This window comes from Microbacterium sp. F2E, assembly GCF_020905435.1.
GTDB lineage: Bacteria > Actinomycetota > Actinomycetes > Actinomycetales > Microbacteriaceae > Microbacterium > Microbacterium lacticum.
Genome location: NZ_JAJJIB010000001.1, coordinates 66,955 through 86,678 on the forward strand (window position 1 = coordinate 66,955; position 19,724 = coordinate 86,678).

Consider the following 19,724-nt stretch of genomic DNA (forward strand, 5'->3'; position numbering starts at 1 on the left):
CGCCCCGTCAGCGGCGGCGCGAGAGGCGCGGCAGGCGCGGCACGGCGGCGGTGCGCCCGGCGTCGGGCGGCACGATGACCTCTTGAGCGGCGGCGACGGCGCCGTCGCTCGTCCCGACCGTCAGCGTCGCGTCGACGGGCGTCGCCCGGCGGACGAGCGCGAGCGCGATCGGTCCTTCCTCGTGGTGGCGCGCGACCGAGGTCACGACGCCCACGGTCTCGGCGTCCGCGGCGCCGTCACCCGTACGGGCCGACACCGCGGCGCCCACCTCGGGCAGCACCGCTTCGCTGCCGTCGAGCTGCAGCAGCACGAGGCGGCGGGGCGGATGCCCGAGGTTGTGCACCTTCGCGACCGTCTCCTGCCCGCGATAGCACCCCTTGTCGAGGTGCACGGCGGTGCGGAGCCAGTCGACCTCGTGCGGCAGGGTGCGCGCGTCGGTGTCGAACGCGCCCTCGCGGTCGGCGCGGGGGCGCCACGCCGCGACCCGCAGGGCGTCGACAGCGAGGTGGCCGGCGACCGGCTGCGTGCCGGCGACGGCGGCGGCGGCGAGCGCCTCGTCGTCGGCGGTCTCGACGATCGCCTCGGCCCAGTCGCGCTCGTCGCCCGGGTGCGGGTCGGTCAGGGCATAGCCCCACCCGCCGATCCCGACGCCGGGCCACGGGTCGTGCCACACGGCGGCGGAGCGGAGCGCCCCGACCGCGGCGGCCGTCCCCCCGACGACGCGGTGGGTGTCCGAGGCATCCTGCACCTCTACGCGAAGCCGGAACCGCATGCGCGTGAGCCATGCGGCGAGCGCCGCGGCGCGGGAGCGCTCCACGATCAGCCAGGTGCGTTCGCCGTCGTCGACGACGGATGCCGCGTGCTCGATGTGCCCCTGCGGGTCGAGCACCAGCAGCTCGGTGCTCTCGCCGGGCGCGAGGGCGGCGAGCGACTGCGAGGTGATCGAGTCGAGCCAGGTGAGCCGGTCGGGCCCGGCGATGGTCAGCACGGTGCGCCCGGACAGCGGGGCGAGCGCCCGGCCGTCGGCGAGCTCTCGCTGCTCGCGCAGCGGCGATCCGACGTGGGCGAGGCCCTCCGCGTCGACGACGGCGCCCGGCACGCCGACATACGGCGCCGCGGCGGCGGCCGCCGGCGTCTCGGGGGCGGTCACGCTCACTCGGCTCGGGCGAGGCGCGCCGAGGCGTGCGCGGAGAGCGGGCTGCCGAGGGCGGCGATGTCCCACGCCCACAGCAGGTGACCGTCGACGTAGCCGTACATGCGGGATGCCGAGGCGTACGGCTTCGCGCTCGCGGGGCGGACGATGGCGTCGGTCGCGAGGTCGATGCGGGGCCCGCGCGCCTGGCCGAGGTACAGCTCGCAGATGCCGTCGGAGTGCACGATCGCGACCTCGAGGTCGAACCCGCCCTCTTCGGTGCGCAGCGCCTCGACGTCGTCGACGGTGCGCGCGCTCTCGCGCGCGGTCACGGCGGGCAGGAGCGCCGGGCCGGGGTCATCTGTGCCGGCGGGACGGGCGAGGCGCCAGTACCCGGTCTCGGCGACGAGCGGGGTGCGCGTGTCGTCCTCGCCGATCAGCCAGGCGCTCGCGGTGTAGTTGACGTAGTCGCCGCCGTCGTGGCTGAAGCTCACCCGGTGGGCGAACTCGCCCTCGAACCGGGTGCCGTCCGCCTCGTAGTCGATGACGCCGGTGCCTTCCCAGACGCCCAGCAGCCACGACAGCGGAACGATGTCCGCCGGCAGATCGGTCGGAAGATCGAACACGGCGCTCAGCGCTGGCCGCGGTAGAGGTTCTTGATCACGACGCCCGAGACGAAGACGATCGCGAGCGAGGCGAGCGCGAGGAGCCCCACGAAGAAGAGTTCGAGTGCGACGAGGTCCATGCCCTCACTCTACCCGTCCGTGCCCGGCGGAGCGCGCGGCTACGCGGAGAACATGCTGGCAAGGCCGAGACCGAGCCCGATGAGCCCCATCACCGCCATCGCGCCGAGGGCGCTCGCCGCGACGCGGCGCAGGAACCCTTCGGCGTGGCCGTAGGCGAACTGCACCACGAAGGCCAGCACGATGCAGCCGGCCAGACCCACCGGCATCCATGCCGCGCGCCAGTCGGGCGGGGCGACGAAGCCGATCACGACCGCGATCACCGCGGCCGCCACCCACACCGCCACGATGCCGCCGAAGCCGCCGCGCGGCGCCAGTCCGGGGATGCTCATCCCCCCATCATGGCCGATCGCGGCGCCGTCCGGGGGCGCCGCGACGAGGTCCTAAGATGAAGCCACGGCCCGCTCGACCGGCCGGAAGGGACCGTATGGCTCAGCTTCTCGTCTTGAGTTCCGCCCTCGGCGGAGGCCCCGTCCTGCCCGCGCTCGAACTGCTCAGCCATCGCGTGCGGCAGATCCCCGCCGAACCGGCGCAGCTGGTCGGGGCGCCGAGCGCCGACGTCATCTTCGTCGACGCGCGCACCGACCTCGTCGGCGCGAAGTCGCTGTGCAAGATCCTCAACACGACGGGTCTGGATGCCCCGCTGGTGCTCGTCGTCACCGAGGGCGGCCTCACGGCCGTCTCGACCGACTGGGGCATCGACGACGTCATCCTGCTGAACGCCGGCCCCGCCGAGGTCGACGCTCGCGTCCGGCTCGCGATGGGTCGCCAGAGTGCCGAGCAGGTCTCCAGCCGCATCCAGACCTCGGGCATCACGATCGACGAGTCGTCGTACTCGGCGAAGGTGCACGGCAAGCCGCTCGATCTCACGTACAAGGAGTTCCAGCTGCTGCACTTCTTCGCCACGCACCCGTCCCGGGTGTTCACGCGCGAGCAGCTGCTGAGCGAGGTGTGGGGCTACGACTACTTCGGCGGCACCCGCACCGTCGACGTACACGTGCGGCGTCTGCGCGCCAAGCTCGGCGATCTCGAGCAGCTGATCGGCACCGTGCGCAACGTCGGCTACCGCTTCAACGTGTACGAGGACGACCAGGTGCCGGCGCCCAAGGAGCGCGCCGGCACCTGAGGCCGCCCGCACCGGCATCCACCCGGTTAACGCGTCGGTCACGACACCCTGCAATGATGAGGGGATGATCGACACCGACGTTGTGGACACCGGTTTGGGCGACGCGGATGACGACGACTTCGACGAGACCGTCGAGGTCGACGATTCACAGCTGCCCGCCCACCGCTACATGGACCGCGAGCTCAGCTGGCTCGCCTTCAACCAGCGGGTGCTGGAGCTGGCCGAAGACCCGGCGCTCCCGGTGCTCGAACGCGCGAACTTCCTCGCGATCTTCGCCTCGAACCTCGACGAGTTCTTCATGGTGCGGGTCGCCGGGCTCAAGCGCCGCATCATGACCGGCCTCGCCGTGCCCACGAACGTCGGCCGCGCTCCGGCGGACGTGCTCGCCGACATCTCCGAGAGCGCGCACGCGCTGCAGCTGCGGCATGCCCGCGTGTGGCTCGACCTCGTCCAGCCGGCCCTCACCGACGCCGGCATCGAGGTGGTCACCTGGGCCGAGCTCTCCGACGACGAGCGCGCGTCGCTGTACGAGTACTTCCAGGCGCAGGTGTTCCCCGTGCTCATGCCGCTCGCGGTCGACCCGGCGCACCCGTTCCCGTACATCTCGGGGCTGTCGCTGAACCTCGCGATCCGCATCCGCAACGCCAAGACGGGGCGGCAGGAGTTCGCCCGCCTCAAGGTGCCGCCGATGCTCCCCCGCTTCGTCGAGGTGCCGGGCTCGTCGGCCTCTGGCCGCGCCCGCTACCTGCCGCTCGAGCAGCTCATCGCCCACCACCTCGGCGACCTGTTCCCCGGCATGGAGATCCTCGAACACCACACCTTCCGCCTCACGCGCAACGAGGACGTCGTGATCGAGGAGGACGAGACCGAGAACCTCATCCAGGCCCTCGAGGCCGAGCTGCTGCGCCGCCGGTTCGGCCCGCCGATCCGCCTCGAGGTGACCGAGGAGATGGACGACGTCACCCTCGATCTGCTGATCGACGAGCTCGAGGTCACCGCGCAGGAGGTCTACCGCCTCCCCGGGCCGCTCGACCTGCGGGGTCTGTTCGACCTCGCCAAGATCGATCGCCCCGAGCTGCATTACCCCGCGCACGTGCCCGTGACCGCGACGGCCTTCCAGCCCGCCGAGCAGAACGGCCGCGCCGACCTGTTCGCCGCGATCCGCAAGGGCGACGTGCTCGTGCACCACCCCTACGAGTCGTTCACGACGAGCGTCGTCGCCTTCCTCGAGCAGGCGGCGCGCGACCCGCACGTGCTCGCCATCAAGCAGACCCTGTACCGCACCTCCGGCGACAGCCCGATCGTGCAGGCCCTCATCGACGCCGCCGAGCGGGGCAAGCAGGTGCTCGCCCTCGTCGAGGTGAAGGCGCGCTTCGACGAGGCCGCGAACATCGTCTGGGCCCGCAAGCTCGAGAAGGCCGGCGTCCACGTCGTCTACGGTCTCGTGGGCCTGAAAACCCACTGCAAGCTGTTGCACGTCATCCGCGAGGAAGACGGGATGCTCCGCAGCTACAGCCACATCGGCACGGGCAACTACAACCCGAAGACCAGCCGCCTCTATGAGGACTTCGGCCTCTTCACCGCCGACGAGCAGGTCGGCCGCGACCTCACCCGCCTGTTCAACGAGCTGTCCGGCTACGCGATCGAGAAGAAGTTCAAGCGGCTGCTCGTCGCGCCGCTGCACCTGCGCAAGGGCCTCCTCCGCCTCATCGAGAAGGAGCGCCGCAACGCCCTCGAGGGCAAGCCCGCGCACATCCGCATCAAGGTCAACTCGATGGTCGACGAGCAGATCATCGACGCCCTCTACCGCGCCAGCCAGGCCGGCGTGCGGGTGGATGTCTGGGTGCGCGGCATCTGCTCGCTGCGCCTCGGGCTCGAGGGGGTGAGCGAGAACATCACGGTGCGCTCGATCCTCGGGCGCTATCTCGAGCACTCGCGCATCTTCGCGTTCGCGAACGACGGCGACCCGCAGGTGTACATCGGCAGCGCCGACATGATGCACCGGAACCTCGACCGTCGCGTCGAGGCCCTCGTGCGGGTCGTCGCGCCCGCGCAGGTCAAGGAGCTCATCGACTTCTTCGACCTCGCCTTGAGCGACGGCACGAGCTCGTGGCGGCTGCAGCCCTCCGGCGACTGGGAGCGGCACTCGGTCGGCGCCGACGGCAAGCCGCTCATCGACCTGCAGGACCGCACCATGCTGCAGGTGCAGCGCCGCCGCCGCGGACGAGCGGTGCGATGACCGAGACCGCCGTCTACGCCGCCGGCGGGGTGGTGTGGCGCGTCGTCGCGGGAAAGCTCCACATCCTCGTCATCCACCGCACCGCGTACGCCGACGTCACGCTGCCCAAGGGCAAGGTCGATCCGGGTGAGGCGCTCGCCGAGACCGCCGTGCGCGAGATCTTCGAGGAGACCGGCATCCGCGTCGCCCTCGGCATCCCGGTGGGCGTCTCCCGCTACCGCATGCCGCGCGGCCGGCAGAAGATCGTGCACTACTGGGCCGCCGAGGCGACCGACGACGCGATCCGCGCCTCGGCGTTCGTGCCGAACAAGGAGATCGCCGCGATCGAGTGGGTCACGCCGCGCAAGGCGCTCGGCTACCTCTCCTACCCGGTCGACGTCGAGATCGTCGAGCAGTTCCTGCGGTACGTCGACGACGGCGTGCTCGAGACGTTCCCGATCGTCGTGATGCGCCACGCCAAGGCGCTGCCGCGCGACGACTGGAAGGGCGCCGACGCCGCCCGGCCGCTGACCGCCCGCGGCACCCGGCAGGCCGCCGCCGCCGTCGGGCCGCTGCGCGCGTTCGGCATCCGCCGCATCGTCTCGAGCGACGCCGTGCGCTGCGTGACGACCGTCACCCCGCTCGCCGCGGCCCTCGGCCGCAAGGTCCACCGCACGCCGCTGCTCAGCCAGGATGCCTGGGAGGAGGGCACCTCAGACCCCCGCACGGTCATCGGGCAGCGCGTGCGCGCGCGCAAGCCCGCCGTGCTCTGCAGTCACGGACCGGTGCTGCCCAGCATCCTCAGCGAACTCGCCCTCGCCACCGGCACCATGCGCGGCTCCTACCTCGGCAGCGCGTCGACGCTCCAGCCGGGCGCCTTCTCGGTCGTGCACCTGTCGGCCACGAACCCCGGGTCGGGGATCGTCGCGATCGAGACGCACGAGCCGAAGGTCTGAGTGGAAGAGCTCCGCCTGGCGTGGGCACGGGTCCCGGGCGGTGCCGGAGCCGGTGCCGGCGCCGGGCGGGCCGCGCGCCGTGCCGTGGCCTGGGATCTGCTGCGGGTGCTCCTCGCGCGGGAGGGGTGGCCGGATGCCGTCCTGTCGAACCCCTGCGCGCGATGCGGCGGTCCGCACGGCGCGGTGCAGGTCTCCGGCGCGCCGTGGCGGGCGGCGGTGAGCTACGCCGGCGGGGCGGCGGTGGCGGCGATCCACCCCGACCGGGCGACGAGGTTCGCGGTGGATGCCGAGGTGCTCGCCGATCCGGTCCGCGACCAGGCAGGCGGCGCCCCGGGCGGGCTGCTGCGCTGGGTGCGCGTCGAGGCGGTGCTGAAGGCGGACGGTCGCGGCCTGCGCGGCGACCCGGACGCTGTCGTGATCGAGGAGACCGCCGCCGGATGGCGCGCGCGGATGCCGCCGGAGCCCACGACCTACGCGGGACGCGAGGTGGACGGTCCGCCCGGCATCCTCGTCGCGGCTGCCGTCGCGGCGCCCCTGTGAGGCAGTGGCCGGCCGGCCCGGCTGCCCGCTCGCCCGGTGCTCGCTCGCTCACCCGTCGCAAAGTGCGGTTATGGGCCCCGATAGCCGCAATGTGGGCCGGATGAAGAATCGCGCCCGCCGCTCACCCGTCGCATACTGCGGCTATCACGCCGGGTAGCCGCGATCCGCGCCGGATGAAGGAGGGCGCGCGGGCCGTCAGCGGCGGGCGACGGGGAGGGGCGGGAGGGCGGGCTCATCCAGCCACGCCGAGAAGAGCTGTCCCAGGTCGCGGCCGACGACCTCGGCGGCGAGAGCGCGGAAGTCATCGCTGGTGGCGAGGGCATGCCGATACTGGCTCGCCCACTGCGTGAGCAGCCGGGTGAACGCGAGCTCGCCGATCTCGCAGCGCAGCGCATACAGGGTGAGCGCACCCCGCTTGTACACGCGGTCGTCGAACATGAGGTCGGGGCCGGGGTCGGCGAGCAGCAGGTCCTGCGGCAGCGCGCGCAGCCGCGCGTGGTGCTTCGCCGCCTTCTGCGCGACAGTCGCGGTGCCGGATGCCTCGAACCACAGCCATTCGGCGAAGCACGCGAACCCCTCGTTGAGCCAGATGTCCCGCCACCGCCCGATGCCCACGCTGTTGCCGAACCACTGATGCGCCAGCTCGTGCGCGATGAGGCGCTGCTCCTGCGGCACGAGGTGATTCGCCCCGAACACCGCCATCCCCTGCGCCTCCAGCGGGATCTCCAGCTCGTCGGCGGTGACGACGAGGGCGCAGTCCTCCTGCGGATAGGGGCCGAAGGCGTCGGTGAAGAGCGCGAGCATGCGGGGCACGTCGGCGAAAGCCCGGTCCACCGCGGCGCGGAGTGCCGGCGGCGAGACGACCCGCGCGCCCACCCCGTCCACGCCGCCCTCCCCTGCGAGGGGCCGCTCCTCGTACGCGCCGACGTGCACCGCCGCGAGGTACGTCGCGACGGGGACGTCGGATGCCGCGGTCACCGTCACACGCCCGCCGACGACCGCACGCGTCAGCGGGCGGCCCGTCGGAACGGGGAGGTAGCCGGCATCCGTCGTCACGGCGATGCGCATGCGCGCGCGGGCATCGGGCCTGTCATTGCAGGGGAACCACGTCGGCGCGCCGGTCGGCTGCGCCGCGACGAGGGCGCCGTCCTCGAGCTCCTCCCAGCCGATCGTGCCCCACCGCGAGCGCCGCGGCGCCGGCGCGCCGGCGTACACGACCTCGATCGAGAACCGCTCCCCCGCGGCCATCCGGCGCGGCAGCTTCACGCGGAGCTTCCGAGGCCCCGCGGCGAACGCCGTGCGGCGGTCGCCGTCGACGCGCACGCGCGTCGCGCGCAGCCCGACGAGGTCGAGGCTGATCGCCGTCACCGGGATCGCCGCGACGGCGTTCACGACGGCGACGCCGGACAGCCGATTGGTGCGCACCCGATAATCGAGCGTCAGGTCGTACGACTCGACGTCGAACGAGCCGTCGCCGCTCTCGGGTGCGTACGGGTCGTGCCCGCTCACGATGTCGACTGGTAGGCGCGCACCTTCACGGCCCGCCAGGGGCCGATGGGGTTGCCGCTCCACCGGGAGCCGACGGGCACCGATTCACCGCGCATGACGAGGGATGCCGGCCCCACCGTCGCATGCGCGCCGATCGCGGCACCCGGGAGGATGACACTGTGAGGTCCGAGGGTCGCCCCGGTCTCGAGTTCGACGGTGTCCATGCTCATGATTCGATCATGGAACAGGTGCGTCTGCACGACGCACCCCCGGTTGACCGTCGATCCGTCGCCGAGGGTCACGAGATCCGGTTCGGGCAGCCAGTAGCTGTCACACCAGACACCGCGACCGATCCGGGCGCCGAGCGAGCGCAGCCAGACGGCGAGCGCAGGGGTCCCGGTCGCCGCGCGGGCGAACCAGGGCGCCGCGACCATCTCGGTGAACGTATCGGACACCTCGGTGCGCCACACGAAGCTCGACCACAGCGGGTGCTCACCAGCGCGGATCGGCCCGACGATCAGCCATTTCGCCGCCGTCGACACGCCCGCCGCCACCGCTCCCGCGACGAGCAGCACGACACCCGACAGCAGAATGGCCCACCCCAGGCCCACGGCCTCGATGAGCGCGGCGAGGGCGAACAGCACCAGCAGCCCGATGGCGCACGTGACGACGACGGGAACGATGCGGCACAGTTCCCACAGCGTGCGCGCGAGCTTCAGCCGCGCGGGCGGCGTGTAGGTGCGCGACTCGTCGCCCTCGGCCGACAGCCGCCGCAGGCGCACGGCCGGCGACCCGAGCCACGACGACCCGGGCTTCGCCTTCGCCGGCGCCGACGACAGCACCGCGACGAGGCCGTCGCGAGGGACGCGATGCCCCGGCGCGGCCATGCCGGAGTTGCCGAGGAAGGCCCGCTTGCCGATGCGCACGGCGCCCAGCCGCATCCACCCGCCGTGCAGCTCGTAGGAGGCGACCATCGTGTCGTCGGCGAGGAACGCGCCGTCTTCGATGCGGGTGAGCGACGGCAGCAGCAGCACGGTGGATGCCTCGACGTCGCGGCCGACGCGAGCCCCCAGCATCCGGAGCCACACCGGGGTGAACAGGCTCGAGTACAGCGGGAAAAGGATCGTGCGGGCGGAGTCGAGCAGCCGCTCGATCGTCCACGCCTGCCAGCCGATGCGGCTGCGCACCGCGTGCGTGCCCTCGTGCAGGCCGAGCGACAGCAGCCGCACCAGGACGACGACGGCGGCCGCGAAGACGACGCCCGAGACGAGCACGCCCGGGACGAGCCACACGAACGCGCCGGCGAACGCCTCGGCGAGCGAGTCGGCGCCGGCGATGCCGCGGGCGACCACGAGCGCCCCGGCGGCGAAGGCGACGAGCGGCAGCAGCGCGAGGCCGACGGCGGAGGCGGCGTACGCCCACAGCCACCGGGTGGGCGCCGGCGCCCGGTCGGCAGGCCACTGCGCGGACGACGTGCCGCCGACGCGCTCCGCCGGCGAGCCGGCCCAGGTCTGGTCGGCACGTACGCGGCCGAAGACGGCGGACCCGGGGGCGATCTCCGCGCGACGGCCGATGCGCGTGCCGGGCGCGAGGGTGCTGCGCGCGCCGACCGTCGCGTCGGCGCCGATACGGATGCCGCCGATGCGCACGACGTTGCCGTCGATCCAATACCCGGAGAGGTCGACCTCCGGCTCGATCGCCGCACCGTCGCCGATCTCGAGCATCCCGGTGATCGGTGGCAGCGCGTGCAGGTCGACGCCGCGGCCGATGCGCGCGCCGAGAGCGCGCGCGTAGTAGCTCACCCATGGCGCACCGGCCAGCCCCACGGCATCCACCTGGTCGGCGATCTGCTCCGCGAGCCACAGCCGCACATGGACGGACCCGCCGCGCGGGTAATCGCCGGGGCGGAGCCCCCGCAGCAGCAGCCGCGCGGCTCCCGCCGCGATCGCCATCCGCCCGAACGGCGTGGCGAACACGAGCAGGCCAGTGACGAGCAGCCACAGCGGCGCCTCGGGGAGGACCTCGAACCCCGGGTTCAGCCGGAGGATCGCCGACGCGGTGAGCAGGTAGAGCATCCACCGGATGCCGGTGAGCACGAACAGCGGCGCACCGAGCAGCGACTGCACCCACTGCATGCCACGCGGCGTCGGGGTCGGTCGGTGGAAGCCTCCGTCGGTCTCGTCCTGCAGCGCGGCGCCGAGCGCCTTCGCCATCGCGCCCAGCCGCGGCACGTCGTAGATGTCGGCGACGGAGAACTCCGGCACCCGGGTGCGGATGCGGGAGACGAGCTGGGCGGCGGCGAGCGAGCCGCCGCCGAGGTCGAAGAAGTCGGACTTGCGCTCGGTGACCGGCATCCCGAGCACGGCCTGCCACTGCTCGGCGAGCCACTGCTCGCCCGGCGACAGGTCGGATGCGGGCAGCTCCACGTTCGGCAGCGGCCACGGCAGCGCGGCGCGGTCGACCTTGCCGGAGGTGCGCACCGGCAGGTCGTCGACGACGGCCAGGAGCGGCACCATCGGCGCGGGCAGCCGCGCGGCGAGGTCTGCGCGGGCGGCGAGCCGATCGAAGTCCGGAGCGGCGGCGAGGTAGCCGACGAGAACGGGGACGCCCGCCTCGGTCGTGCGGACGGCCGCCGCGGCGCCGGTGACGCCGGGCAGGTCCTGCAGTGCCGCCTCGACCTCGCCGAGCTCGATGCGGCGGCCGCCGACCTTCACCTGGTCGTCGGCGCGTCCCTGGAAGATGAGACCCGCTGTCTCGAAGCGGACGAGGTCGCCGGACCGGTAGGCCCGGTCCCAGCCGAGCGTCGGCAGGGGCGCATACTTCTCGGCATCCTTCGCCGGATCGAGATATCGCGCGAGACCGACGCCGCCGATGATGAGCTCGCCGGTGCCGCCCTCGGGCACCGGCATCCCATCGGCGTCGACGACGGCGAGCGCCCAGCCGTCCAGCGGCAGGCCGATGCGCACCGGGCCTTCTGCGCTGAGCGGTGCCGCGCACGCGACGACGGTGGCCTCGGTCGGGCCGTACGTGTTCCAGACCTCCCGACCGTCCGCGCTCAGCCGGGCCGCGAGCTCGGGCGGGCACGCCTCGCCGCCGAAGATCAGCAGCCGCACGTTCTCGATCGCCTCGCCGGGCCACATGGCCGCCAGCGTCGGGACCGTCGAGACGACGGTGATGCCCTGGCGGAGCAGCCACGGTGCGAGGTCCTCGCCGGAGCGTACGAGCGAGCGTGGCGCCGGTACCAGGCACGCGCCGTGCCGCCACGCGAGCCACATCTCCTCGCACGAGGCGTCGAAGGCGACGGAGAGCCCCGCGAGCACCCGGTCGTCGGGGCCGAGCGGCGCGTCCTGCAGGAAGATCCGCGCCTCCGCGTCGACGAAGGCCGCGGCCGAGCGGTGGCTCACGGCGACGCCCTTCGGGACGCCCGTCGACCCGGAGGTGAAGATGATCCAGGCGTCGTCGTCGACCGCGGGCGGCGGCACCGCGACGATCGCATGCGTCGCGGGGTGCGGCGCGTCGCCCTCGAACAGCGCGGCCGCGGGGGAACCGCCGGCCATGCTCGCAGCCTCGGGATCCGCGTCGAGGGGGCCGGATGCCGCGACGTACTCCCCCGCACCCGCGATGATCCCGCGGACGGCGGCTTCGCCGAACACCAGCCGGGCGCGCTCGTCGGGATCGTCGGCATCGACGGGCACGTACGCCGCACCCGCGGCGAGGATGCCGAGGATCGAGATGTACAGCTCTTTAGAGCCCGACGGCATCCGCACCCCGACGCGGTCACCGCGACGGACCCCCGCCTCGTGCAGCCGCGCCGCCGTGGCGCCGACCCGCGCCATCAGCTCCCGGTAGCTCAGGGCGCCGGAGCCGTCGTCGATCGCCGAGGCCTCCGGGTGACGCACCGTCGTGGCCCGCAGCACGTCGAGGAGCGTGCGCGCAGGCGGCGCGTCGGCGGAGCGGTCGAGGAGCGCCTGGCCTGGTGCCGGCACGTCAGGACAGCAGATCGATCAGCTGCGCCTTCGTCAGGCGCGAGTACCCGGTGCGACCGGCCTCCCGCGCCCGCGCCCGCAGCTGCGCGACGGTCAGCTCGGCAAGGCCGGCGTCTGCGGCGGTCGAGCTGACGGGCGCGGTGGTCTCGGCAAGCGCCTCGGCCGCGGCAATCGACGGGGCGGGAGCGTCGGTGTCGTTCTCGTCCGTCTCCGCGGCGACCTCCTCGACCGCCGCCGGCGCGGTCAGCTCCGCTGCGAGCGACTCGTCCGCGGCGGCGGCGTCGAGCTCGGCGCGGGCCGCCTCCTTCTCGGCGCGGCGCGCGGCCTTGCGCAGCGCCTTCGCTTCCGCGGCGCGGGCCGCGGCATCCTGCTGCGCCTTCTCCGCCTCGGCGGCGGCACGGCGAGCCTCGGCGCGCAGCCGCGCCTTGCGCTCCGCGGCCGCGACGGCCTTCGCGACGGCGCGCTCGAGTCGACGCGCGGCGCGCTCGGCCGTCTTGGCGACCTTCTTCGGCTTGCGCTTGACCTTCTTCTTGGACACGTCGGCAGCGCTGCGGGCGTCGTCGATGTAGTCGTCGAGGCTGCGCGCCTGCTTGGAGGGCAGGGCCTTCGCCGCCTTCTTCGCGCGGGAGACGGCCGTGGCCGCCTCCTCGATGGCGGCCCGCGCCGCGCGCTCGGCCTTGTCCGTCTTGGTCGTGCTCTTGTTCGCCATGGCACCGACAATAGCGCCGACAGGTGAACCCCAGGGGAACGGCGACGCCCCGTGACGCCCGTGCCTGTCCGGCCGTTCACCTGTCGTTCACCACCACAGCCCACTTTGGTAAGAGTCGGTGTCTACCGTCATGGCGAGCCCTGCACCAGGGGCGCATTTCCATGACAACCCGAAGGAACACACACGTGAAGCTCACTCGCCTCGCCCAGATCGGCGCAGTCGCGGCCGTCGCCGCCCTCTCGCTCACCGCCTGCGCCGCGAACGAAGGCGGCACCACCCCGACTGCCACCGAATCGCAGGCCCCCAGCCTCACGGGCACCCTCAACGGCCAGGGCGCCTCGTCGCAGCAGGTCGCCGTGCAGTCGTGGACCGCGCTGTTCAACGAGACCAACCCCGACGCGGTCATCAACTACGACCCGGCCGGCTCCGGCACGGGCCGCGAGTCCTTCCTCGCCGGCGCCGTGAACTTCGCGGGCTCCGACCGCGCGTTCAAGACCGACGAGATCGCCGAGGGCGGCTTCGGCGCGTGCGCCGCCGACTCGGGCCTGGTGGAGATCCCCGCCTACATCTCGCCGATCGCGATCATCTTCAACGTCCCCGGCGTCGACGCGCTGAACCTGGACGGCGCGACCGTCGCGGGCATCTTCGCCGGCACGATCACCAACTGGAACGACCCGGCCATCGCGGCCGACAACGCCGACGCGACCCTGCCGGACCTCCCCATCAACCCGGTCCACCGCTCGGACAAGTCGGGCACGACCGGCAACTTCACCGACTACCTGTCGGCCAACGCCGCGGACATCTGGACGTGGGGCTCCGTCGAGGAGTGGCCCGCCGGTGTCGTCGGTGAGGCCGCGGAGAAGACCTCGGGCGTCGTCGAGGCCGTCAAGGCCGGCGAGGGCTCGATCGGCTACGCCGACTCGTCGCAGGCCGGCGGCATCTCGTCGGTGGCCGTGAAGGTCGGCGACGAGTTCGTCGAGCACTCCGCCGAGGGCGCCGCCAAGACGCTCGACGCCTCCGCCATCGAGGACGGCCGCACCGAGGGCGACCTCGCCTTCAAGATCGACCGCACGACGACCGAGGCCGGCGCCTACCCGGTGCTCCTCGTCAGCTACCTGATCGCGTGCGAGCAGTACGAGGACGAGAACGTCGCGGCCCTCGTGAAGGGCTTCTTCGAGACCGCTGTCAGCGAGGCCGGTCAGGAGACCGCCGCCACCAACGCCGGCAGCGCCCCGATCTCGGACGACCTGCGCGAGAAGTCGCTCGCGGCGATCGCCCTCATCAAGTAACGCGCTCGGGCGGCATCCCGCTTTCCGGGGGATGCCGCCCGGCCCGTGACCTGCACCACCCCACCCGAGTTCCCTCACCAGAGAGAGTGCGATGACAGCATCCACCGCCGACGCTCCTCCGCGGATCGCCGCCAAGCAGCGCCCCGGCGACCTGTGGTTCTCCGGCACCGCGGTCTTCGCGGGCTCGATGATCGTCGTCACCCTCGCCGCCGTCGCGATCTTCCTCATCGTCCAGTCGCTGCCGGCCTTCGGCGCCGACAGCCAGAGCGCGTCGCTGCTGACGACGAACTTCTGGGACTACGTCGGCCCGCTCCTGTTCGGCACGATCTGGGCGGCGTTCCTCGCCCTGCTCGTGGCGGTGCCGCTCTCGCTCGGCATCGCCCTGTTCATCACCCACTACGCGCCGCGCCGTCTCGCGCAGGGTCTCGGCTACATCGTCGACCTGCTGGCCGCCGTCCCCTCGGTCGTCTACGGCCTCTGGGGCATCCTCGTCTTCGCACCGTCGGTCGTCCCCACCTACAAGTGGCTCAACGAGAACCTCGGCTGGATCCCGCTGTTCTCGGGCCAGGTGCTCAACTCGGGCCGCACGATCCTCACGGCGGCGCTGGTGCTCGCCGTCATGGTCGTGCCGATCATCACCGCGATCTGCCGCGAGATCTTCCTGCAGACCCCGACGCTGCACGAGGAGGCCGCCCTCGCCCTCGGCGCCACCCGCTGGGAGATGATCCGCATGGCGGTGCTCCCCTTCGGCCGCTCGGGCATCGTCTCGGCCTCGATGCTCGGCCTCGGCCGCGCGCTCGGCGAGACCATGGCCGTCGCCATGGTGCTCTCGGCCACGAACGTCGTGACCCTTCAGCTGCTGACCTCGCAGAACCCGTCGACGATCGCCGCGAACATCGCGCTCACCTTCCCCGAGGCCTACGCCCTCAACATCAACGTGCTGATCGCGACCGGCCTCATCCTCTTCATCGTCACCTTCGCGGTCAACGCGGTGGCGCGCTGGATCGTCAGCCGCCGCAAGGAATTCTCGGGAGCGAACTGACATGACCACCGCCCCTGCTCCCGCGCCGGTCCGTCCGGCCGCCCCCGCGCACATCCCGCTGACCTCCGGTCACCTGCCTCGCTGGGCGCCCTGGGCGCTGCTGGTCGGCTCCCTCGCGGTCTTCGGCGCCATCTACGGGGTGCTCGGCGCCGCTGCCGGCGGCGAGTTCTCCATCGCCGGCTGGCTCATCCTGTCGGTCATCGCCTATCTGGTGCTGATCTACACGATCTCCCGCATCGTCGAGGGCGCGCGCCGCGCGTTCGACCGGTTCGTCACCGGCATCGTCTCCAGCGCCTTCGCCATCGCCATGGTGCCGCTGGTGTCGGTGGGCTGGACCGTCGTCAGCAACGGCATCGCGCGGTTCGACGCGACGTTCTTCTCCAGCTCGATGCGCGGCATCGTCGGCGAGGGCGGCGGCGCCGTCCACGCGATCTGGGGCACACTGCTGATCACGCTGACCGCCGCGATCATCTCGGTGCCGATCGGCCTCATGACCGCCATCTACCTCATCGAGTACGGCCAGGAGAAGCGCCTCGCCCGCGCCATCACGTTCCTGGTCGACGTGATGACCGGCATCCCCTCGATCGTCGCGGGTCTGTTCGCGTACGCGCTGTTCGCCCTCATCTTCGGGCCGGGTGTCCGTATGGGCTTCGCCGGCGCCGTCGCGCTCTCGGTACTGATGATCCCTGTCGTGGTCCGTTCGAGCGAGGAGATGCTGCGCCTCGTGCCGAACGAGCTGCGTGAGGCCTCGTACGCCCTCGGCGTGCCGAAGTGGCTGACGATCGTGAAGGTGGTGCTGCCGACCTCCATCGCCGGCATCACGACCGGTGTCATGCTCGCCATCGCCCGCGTCATCGGCGAGACGGCACCGCTGCTGATCACCGCCGGGTTCACCGACGCGATGAACCAGAACCTGTTCGACGGGCGCATGCAGACGCTGCCCGTCTACATCTACTCGCAGTACGCCTACAAGGGCATTCCGCCCGAGGCTTACGTCGACCGCGCGTGGGCCGCCGCCCTCACCCTCATCCTCATCGTCATGGCACTGAACCTCATCGCGCGCATCGTCGCGAAGGTGTTCGCCCCGAAGACCGGCCGCTGACCGGCCGCCCACCGGCATCCGCCCCGTTAGGAACCATCGTGTCCAAGAGCATCGAAGTCAACGACCTCAACGTCTACTACGGCGACTTCCTCGCCGTCGAGGGCGTGTCCCTCGAGATCCAGCCGCGCAGCGTCACCGCGTTCATCGGCCCGTCGGGCTGCGGCAAGTCGACGTTCCTGCGCACCCTCAACCGCATGCACGAGGTCATCCCCGGCGCGCGCGTCGAGGGCGAAGTGCTGCTCGACGGCGACGACCTGTACGCGCAGGGTGTTGACCCCGTGCTCGTGCGCCGCCAGGTGGGCATGGTCTTCCAGCGCCCGAACCCGTTCCCCACGATGTCGATCAAGGAGAATGTGCTGGCGGGCGTGAAGCTCAACAACAAGCGCATCTCGAAGTCCGACGCCGATGCGCTGGTCGAGCGATCGCTGAAGGGCGCGAACCTCTGGAACGAGGTCAAGGACCGCCTCGACAAGCCGGGATCGGGCCTCTCCGGCGGCCAGCAGCAGCGTCTGTGCATCGCCCGCGCCATCGCGGTCTCGCCCGACGTGCTGCTGATGGACGAGCCGTGCTCGGCGCTCGACCCGATCTCGACGTTCGCGATCGAGGAGCTCATCCAGGAGCTCAAGCAGGAGTACACGATCGTGATCGTGACCCACAACATGCAGCAGGCCTCGCGCGTCAGCGACAAGACGGCGTTCTTCAACATCGCCGGCACCGGCAAGCCCGGCAAGCTCATCGAGTACAACACCACCGACGTGATCTTCACGACCCCGTCGGTGCAGGCGACCGAGGACTACGTCTCCGGCCGCTTCGGGTGACGCCCCGCGGGGCGCTGCTGCTGGCGGCGCCGCCGTCGCAACTGCAAGGGATCGTGCGCGACACGCCGTGACCGCGGCCGCCGCCCCGGCGTGTCGCTCCCGCGGCCTTGCAGTCCGGGTTTGTCCACAGGGGCAGAAAATCGCGGATCCATCCACATTCGCGGGTTCTCGACGCCCGCGGCGGGCGCGCACACGGCACCGTGGTCGGCATGTGTTCGTCCGCTCCCGGCATCTTCACCCCGGCGTCGCTGCGTCGGTGCGGAATCGGCCGTGCCGAGATGCGACGACAGGTGGATGCCGGGGCGCTCGCGCGTGCGCGACGGGGCGTCTACACGGCATCCGATGTCTGCTCCCCCGTCCGTCTCGCCGCCGCGCACGGCGGTCGCGTCGCGTGCATCACGGCGGCGCGGCACCTGGGCCTGTGGGTCCTGACGGACGACGTGCGTGCGCACGTCTGGCTCTGCGACGGGCAGCGTTCGTACCACCCGCCCGGGTGCGCGTGCGTGGAGCACTGGGAGGCGGGTCCGCTCGGGCCGCCCGACGAGGCGCCGTCGGTGCCCCGCATCCTGCACCAGGTCTTCCGCTGTCACGGCGTGGAGGAGTTCTTCGTCGTGCTCGAATCGGCACGGCGACAGGGGCTCATCGACGCGCGCGGACTCCGCTGGCTGCGAGCCCGTGCGAACCGCGCGATGCGCGAAGCGCTCGCCCTCGCCCGTGACGACGCCGACAGCGGACTCGAGTCGCTGTTGCGCTGGCGGCTGCGGCGGCTCGGCCTTCGGGTGCGCACGCAGCGCCGGGTCGCGAGCGTCGGCCGCGTCGACGCCCTGATCGGCGACCGGCTGATCGTCGAGGCGGACGGCGTGCTCAACCACGACGGCGTCGCGCTGCGGCACAAAGACCTCGTGCGCGATGCGAACGCGGCGGCGTGGGGCTACGTCACGCTGCGGTTCGACTACGCGCTGATCGTGCACGACTGGGACCTCGTCGAGGCGGCCATCCTGGGCTCACTCGCCACCCTCGCGCCATGAGCTCGCGCCGCCCCCCTCGCCCGCCCTCGCCGCCCCCCTCGCCCGCCCTCGCGCCGCCCCCCTCGCCCGCCCTCGCGCCGCCCCCTCGCCCGCCCAGGCACGCGCCCGAACTGCAAGGCCGCGGCGACGACACGCCGGGCGCGGGGCCGCGGCGGCGGCGTGTCGCGCGCGATCCCTTGCAGTTCGGGCGGCGTGCGGGCAGCGCCGAGGAGGGGGTCAGTCGCGGGGGCTGAGGAGGTAGTCGTTGAGGGATGCCGTGAACGAGGCATCCACCGCGAGCGGCGCATCGTCGATCGCGACGAGCGGCGCGGCGAGGCGCACGCTCGAGACGAGCCAGGCCGCGTCGGCGGCGGGCAGCGTCTCGGCGGGGATGGTCTCGTAGCCGACCGTGAACCCCCGCGAGACGAGGTGCTCGAACAGGCTCAGCTGGGTCGTTCCGTGCAGGATGCCGGCGTTCGGGGCGGGCGTGATGAACGTGCTGCCGCGGCGGAGGATCAGCGACGCGGTCGGCGCCTCGAGCACGAATCCGTCGCTCGTCGTGAAGATCGCGTCGTCGGCGCCGCGCCGCTTCGCCTCGCGCAGCGCGGCCATGTTGACGGCGTACGACAGGGTCTTCGCGCCGAGGAGCAGCCACGGCGCGTGCGCGGGCGTCGCGAGAGAGTACCCGCGGTCGAGCGTGACGGCACGGATGCCCTCGGTGCGCGCCCGTGAGAAATCGGATGCCTCAGCCGCCGTCACCCACGCCGTCGGCGCCGGCCCATGCTCGACGCCGCGGCTGAGGATCAGCTTGATGACCGCCTCACCGGCGCCGCACCGCTCCGCGGCGAGAGCGACGGCCGCGCGCCACTGGCCGATATTGGGTTCCGGCAGGTCGCACAGCTGCGCGGAATGTGCGAGGCGCTCGAGGTGCGCGCTCACCTCCTGCGGATGCCCGTCTACGACGCCGATCGACTCGAAGATGCCGTCGCCGCGCTGGGTGCTGAGCTCCCCCACCGTGAGGGCGGGGGCGGCCGGGTCGAGCTCGGTGAAGGTGTCGAGATAGTCGGCGCGGTCGTCGCCGGATGCCACGGGGTCGATCATCAGTGCGAAGCGCCAAGCCATGCGCCGAGCCTACGCCGCGCGACGGGCAGCGATGAGCATCGGCGGGAACGCGCGGGAATGCCGGGCCGCGCCCCTCGGTTACACTGGATCAGCCGGGCCGCAGTAACCCCGGGCTCCATCTTTCGCCGCTATGAGCGGCCTCGCGCCGAGAGGCGTTCTGCGGCCCGGCACTTCTCTGCCCGGGCGCCGGGCCAGCGCCGAATCAGCGCCGCCGCGGACCCGCCGATCAGGGCCGCCGCCGCGCCGAACGCTCGTTGCCCCGCTTGTAGTTCCCGGTCGCCCGCGCCATCACCAGCTGCGGATCGCCGCGCTCGACCTCGGTGAGAAACCGGTCGGCGGCCGCGGCGCGGAGCGTCGTCGCGAGGCGCCCGTGGTGCCGGATGACCACCGCGCCGCCGCGCACCTCGTACTCGAATCCGTTCGGCACACCCGCCATCGCGACCGCC

At 72.4% G+C, this 19,724-nt stretch carries 17 protein-coding genes; 9 read left to right on the plus strand and 8 right to left on the minus strand.

All coding sequences use genetic code 11. The features are described 5' to 3' along the window. Positions 1-7: 7 nt before the first annotated feature. From LOK55_RS00305 to LOK55_RS00315, 3 genes are all read right to left on the minus strand, one after another. On the minus strand, positions 8-1,150 hold the full coding sequence (locus LOK55_RS00305) for a folate-binding protein YgfZ (protein WP_229933762.1): 1,143 nt from the start codon (positions 1,148-1,150) through the stop codon (positions 8-10). A 2-nt stretch (positions 1,151-1,152) separates the two neighbouring features. After that, positions 1,153-1,758 (minus strand): FABP family protein, encoded by a 606-nt coding sequence (locus LOK55_RS00310; RefSeq protein ID WP_196325110.1) that lies wholly within the window; start codon positions 1,756-1,758, stop codon positions 1,153-1,155. Between the two features lie 158 nt (positions 1,759-1,916). Then, a complete protein-coding gene (locus LOK55_RS00315) occupies positions 1,917-2,207 on the minus strand; it encodes a hypothetical protein (RefSeq protein ID WP_141380493.1) in 291 nt (96 codons plus the stop codon). Positions 2,208-2,302: 95 nt separating this feature from the next. Between LOK55_RS00315 and LOK55_RS00320 the strand changes: the two genes are divergently transcribed. The 4 genes from LOK55_RS00320 to LOK55_RS00335 all read left to right on the plus strand — a co-directional run bounded on the left by LOK55_RS00320 (position 2,303) and on the right by LOK55_RS00335 (position 6,715). Beyond that, positions 2,303-3,001, plus strand: a complete 699-nt coding sequence (locus tag LOK55_RS00320; protein ID WP_229933763.1) for a response regulator transcription factor — start codon at positions 2,303-2,305, stop codon at positions 2,999-3,001. 64 nt (positions 3,002-3,065) lie between these two features. After that, on the plus strand, positions 3,066-5,240 hold the full coding sequence (locus LOK55_RS00325) for an RNA degradosome polyphosphate kinase (protein WP_196325112.1): 2,175 nt from the start codon (positions 3,066-3,068) through the stop codon (positions 5,238-5,240). Then, positions 5,237-6,175 (plus strand): NUDIX domain-containing protein, encoded by a 939-nt coding sequence (locus tag LOK55_RS00330; RefSeq protein ID WP_229933764.1) that lies wholly within the window; start codon positions 5,237-5,239, stop codon positions 6,173-6,175. Before LOK55_RS00325 ends, LOK55_RS00330 begins: the two co-directional genes overlap by 4 nt. After that, complete coding sequence (locus LOK55_RS00335) at positions 6,176-6,715, plus strand: chemotaxis protein CheY (RefSeq protein ID WP_229933765.1); 540 nt, start codon at positions 6,176-6,178, stop codon at positions 6,713-6,715. A gap of 195 nt (positions 6,716-6,910) precedes the next feature. Here the strand turns inward: LOK55_RS00335 and LOK55_RS00340 are convergent, their stop codons facing one another. Genes LOK55_RS00340 through LOK55_RS00350 form a run of 3 tightly spaced genes read right to left on the minus strand, consistent with a single transcriptional unit; the run spans position 6,911 to position 12,898 of the window. Then, complete coding sequence (locus LOK55_RS00340) at positions 6,911-8,224, minus strand: M1 family metallopeptidase (RefSeq protein ID WP_229933766.1); 1,314 nt, start codon at positions 8,222-8,224, stop codon at positions 6,911-6,913. Further along, a complete protein-coding gene (locus LOK55_RS00345) occupies positions 8,221-12,189 on the minus strand; it encodes a Pls/PosA family non-ribosomal peptide synthetase (RefSeq protein ID WP_229933767.1) in 3,969 nt (1,322 codons plus the stop codon). Before LOK55_RS00345 ends, LOK55_RS00340 begins: the two co-directional genes overlap by 4 nt. Position 12,190: 1 nt before the next feature. After that, entirely contained in the window at positions 12,191-12,898 is a 708-nt protein-coding gene (locus LOK55_RS00350) for a hypothetical protein (RefSeq protein WP_229933768.1), read from the minus strand. Positions 12,899-13,083: 185 nt separating this feature from the next. Between LOK55_RS00350 and pstS the strand changes: the two genes are divergently transcribed. The 5 genes from pstS (at position 13,084) to LOK55_RS00375 (ending at position 18,177) form a co-directional block, all read left to right on the plus strand. Beyond that, on the plus strand, positions 13,084-14,187 hold the full coding sequence (gene pstS / locus LOK55_RS00355) for a phosphate ABC transporter substrate-binding protein PstS (RefSeq protein ID WP_229933769.1): 1,104 nt from the start codon (positions 13,084-13,086) through the stop codon (positions 14,185-14,187). A gap of 91 nt (positions 14,188-14,278) precedes the next feature. Continuing rightward, positions 14,279-15,229 (plus strand): phosphate ABC transporter permease subunit PstC, encoded by a 951-nt coding sequence (gene pstC / locus LOK55_RS00360; protein WP_229933770.1) that lies wholly within the window; start codon positions 14,279-14,281, stop codon positions 15,227-15,229. 1 nt (position 15,230) lies between these two features. Further along, positions 15,231-16,331: a phosphate ABC transporter permease PstA gene (gene pstA / locus LOK55_RS00365; protein ID WP_229933771.1), complete on the plus strand. Its 1,101-nt coding sequence runs from the start codon at positions 15,231-15,233 to the stop codon at positions 16,329-16,331. Positions 16,332-16,369: 38 nt separating this feature from the next. After that, positions 16,370-17,149, plus strand: a complete 780-nt coding sequence (gene pstB / locus LOK55_RS00370; protein ID WP_229933772.1) for a phosphate ABC transporter ATP-binding protein PstB — start codon at positions 16,370-16,372, stop codon at positions 17,147-17,149. Positions 17,150-17,358: 209 nt separating this feature from the next. Beyond that, positions 17,359-18,177, plus strand: a complete 819-nt coding sequence (locus LOK55_RS00375) for a type IV toxin-antitoxin system AbiEi family antitoxin domain-containing protein (protein WP_229933773.1) — start codon at positions 17,359-17,361, stop codon at positions 18,175-18,177. Between the two features lie 216 nt (positions 18,178-18,393). On the opposite strand, the gene LOK55_RS00380 is transcribed toward LOK55_RS00375, so the two are convergent. Both LOK55_RS00380 and LOK55_RS00385 read right to left on the minus strand, forming a co-directional pair. Next, the gene (locus tag LOK55_RS00380; protein ID WP_196323034.1) at positions 18,394-19,278 is read right to left on the minus strand and encodes an aminodeoxychorismate lyase; all 885 of its coding nucleotides are present in this window, start codon (positions 19,276-19,278) and stop codon (positions 18,394-18,396) included. Between the two features lie 226 nt (positions 19,279-19,504). Further along, a complete protein-coding gene (locus LOK55_RS00385) occupies positions 19,505-19,714 on the minus strand; it encodes a hypothetical protein (protein WP_229933774.1) in 210 nt (69 codons plus the stop codon). Between the last annotated feature and the right edge of the window lie 10 nt (positions 19,715-19,724).

Bases quoted from the DNA above. Each gene is read 5' to 3' on its own strand.
- LOK55_RS00315 (WP_141380493.1), bottom strand. From the start codon at position 2,207: ATGAGCATCCCCGGACTGGCGCCGCGCGGCGGCTTCGGCGGCATCGTG.
- LOK55_RS00320 (WP_229933763.1), top strand. From the start codon at position 2,303: ATGGCTCAGCTTCTCGTCTTGAGTTCCGCCCTCGGCGGAGGCCCCGTC.
- LOK55_RS00325 (WP_196325112.1), top strand. From the start codon at position 3,066: ATGATCGACACCGACGTTGTGGACACCGGTTTGGGCGACGCGGATGAC.
- LOK55_RS00330 (WP_229933764.1), top strand. From the start codon at position 5,237: ATGACCGAGACCGCCGTCTACGCCGCCGGCGGGGTGGTGTGGCGCGTC.
- LOK55_RS00350 (WP_229933768.1), bottom strand. From the start codon at position 12,898: ATGGCGAACAAGAGCACGACCAAGACGGACAAGGCCGAGCGCGCGGCG.
- pstC (WP_229933770.1), top strand. From the start codon at position 14,279: ATGACAGCATCCACCGCCGACGCTCCTCCGCGGATCGCCGCCAAGCAG.
- pstA (WP_229933771.1), top strand. From the start codon at position 15,231: ATGACCACCGCCCCTGCTCCCGCGCCGGTCCGTCCGGCCGCCCCCGCG.
- LOK55_RS00375 (WP_229933773.1), top strand. From the start codon at position 17,359: ATGTGTTCGTCCGCTCCCGGCATCTTCACCCCGGCGTCGCTGCGTCGG.
- LOK55_RS00380 (WP_196323034.1), bottom strand. From the start codon at position 19,278: ATGGCTTGGCGCTTCGCACTGATGATCGACCCCGTGGCATCCGGCGAC.
- LOK55_RS00385 (WP_229933774.1), bottom strand. From the start codon at position 19,714: ATGGCGGGTGTGCCGAACGGATTCGAGTACGAGGTGCGCGGCGGCGCG.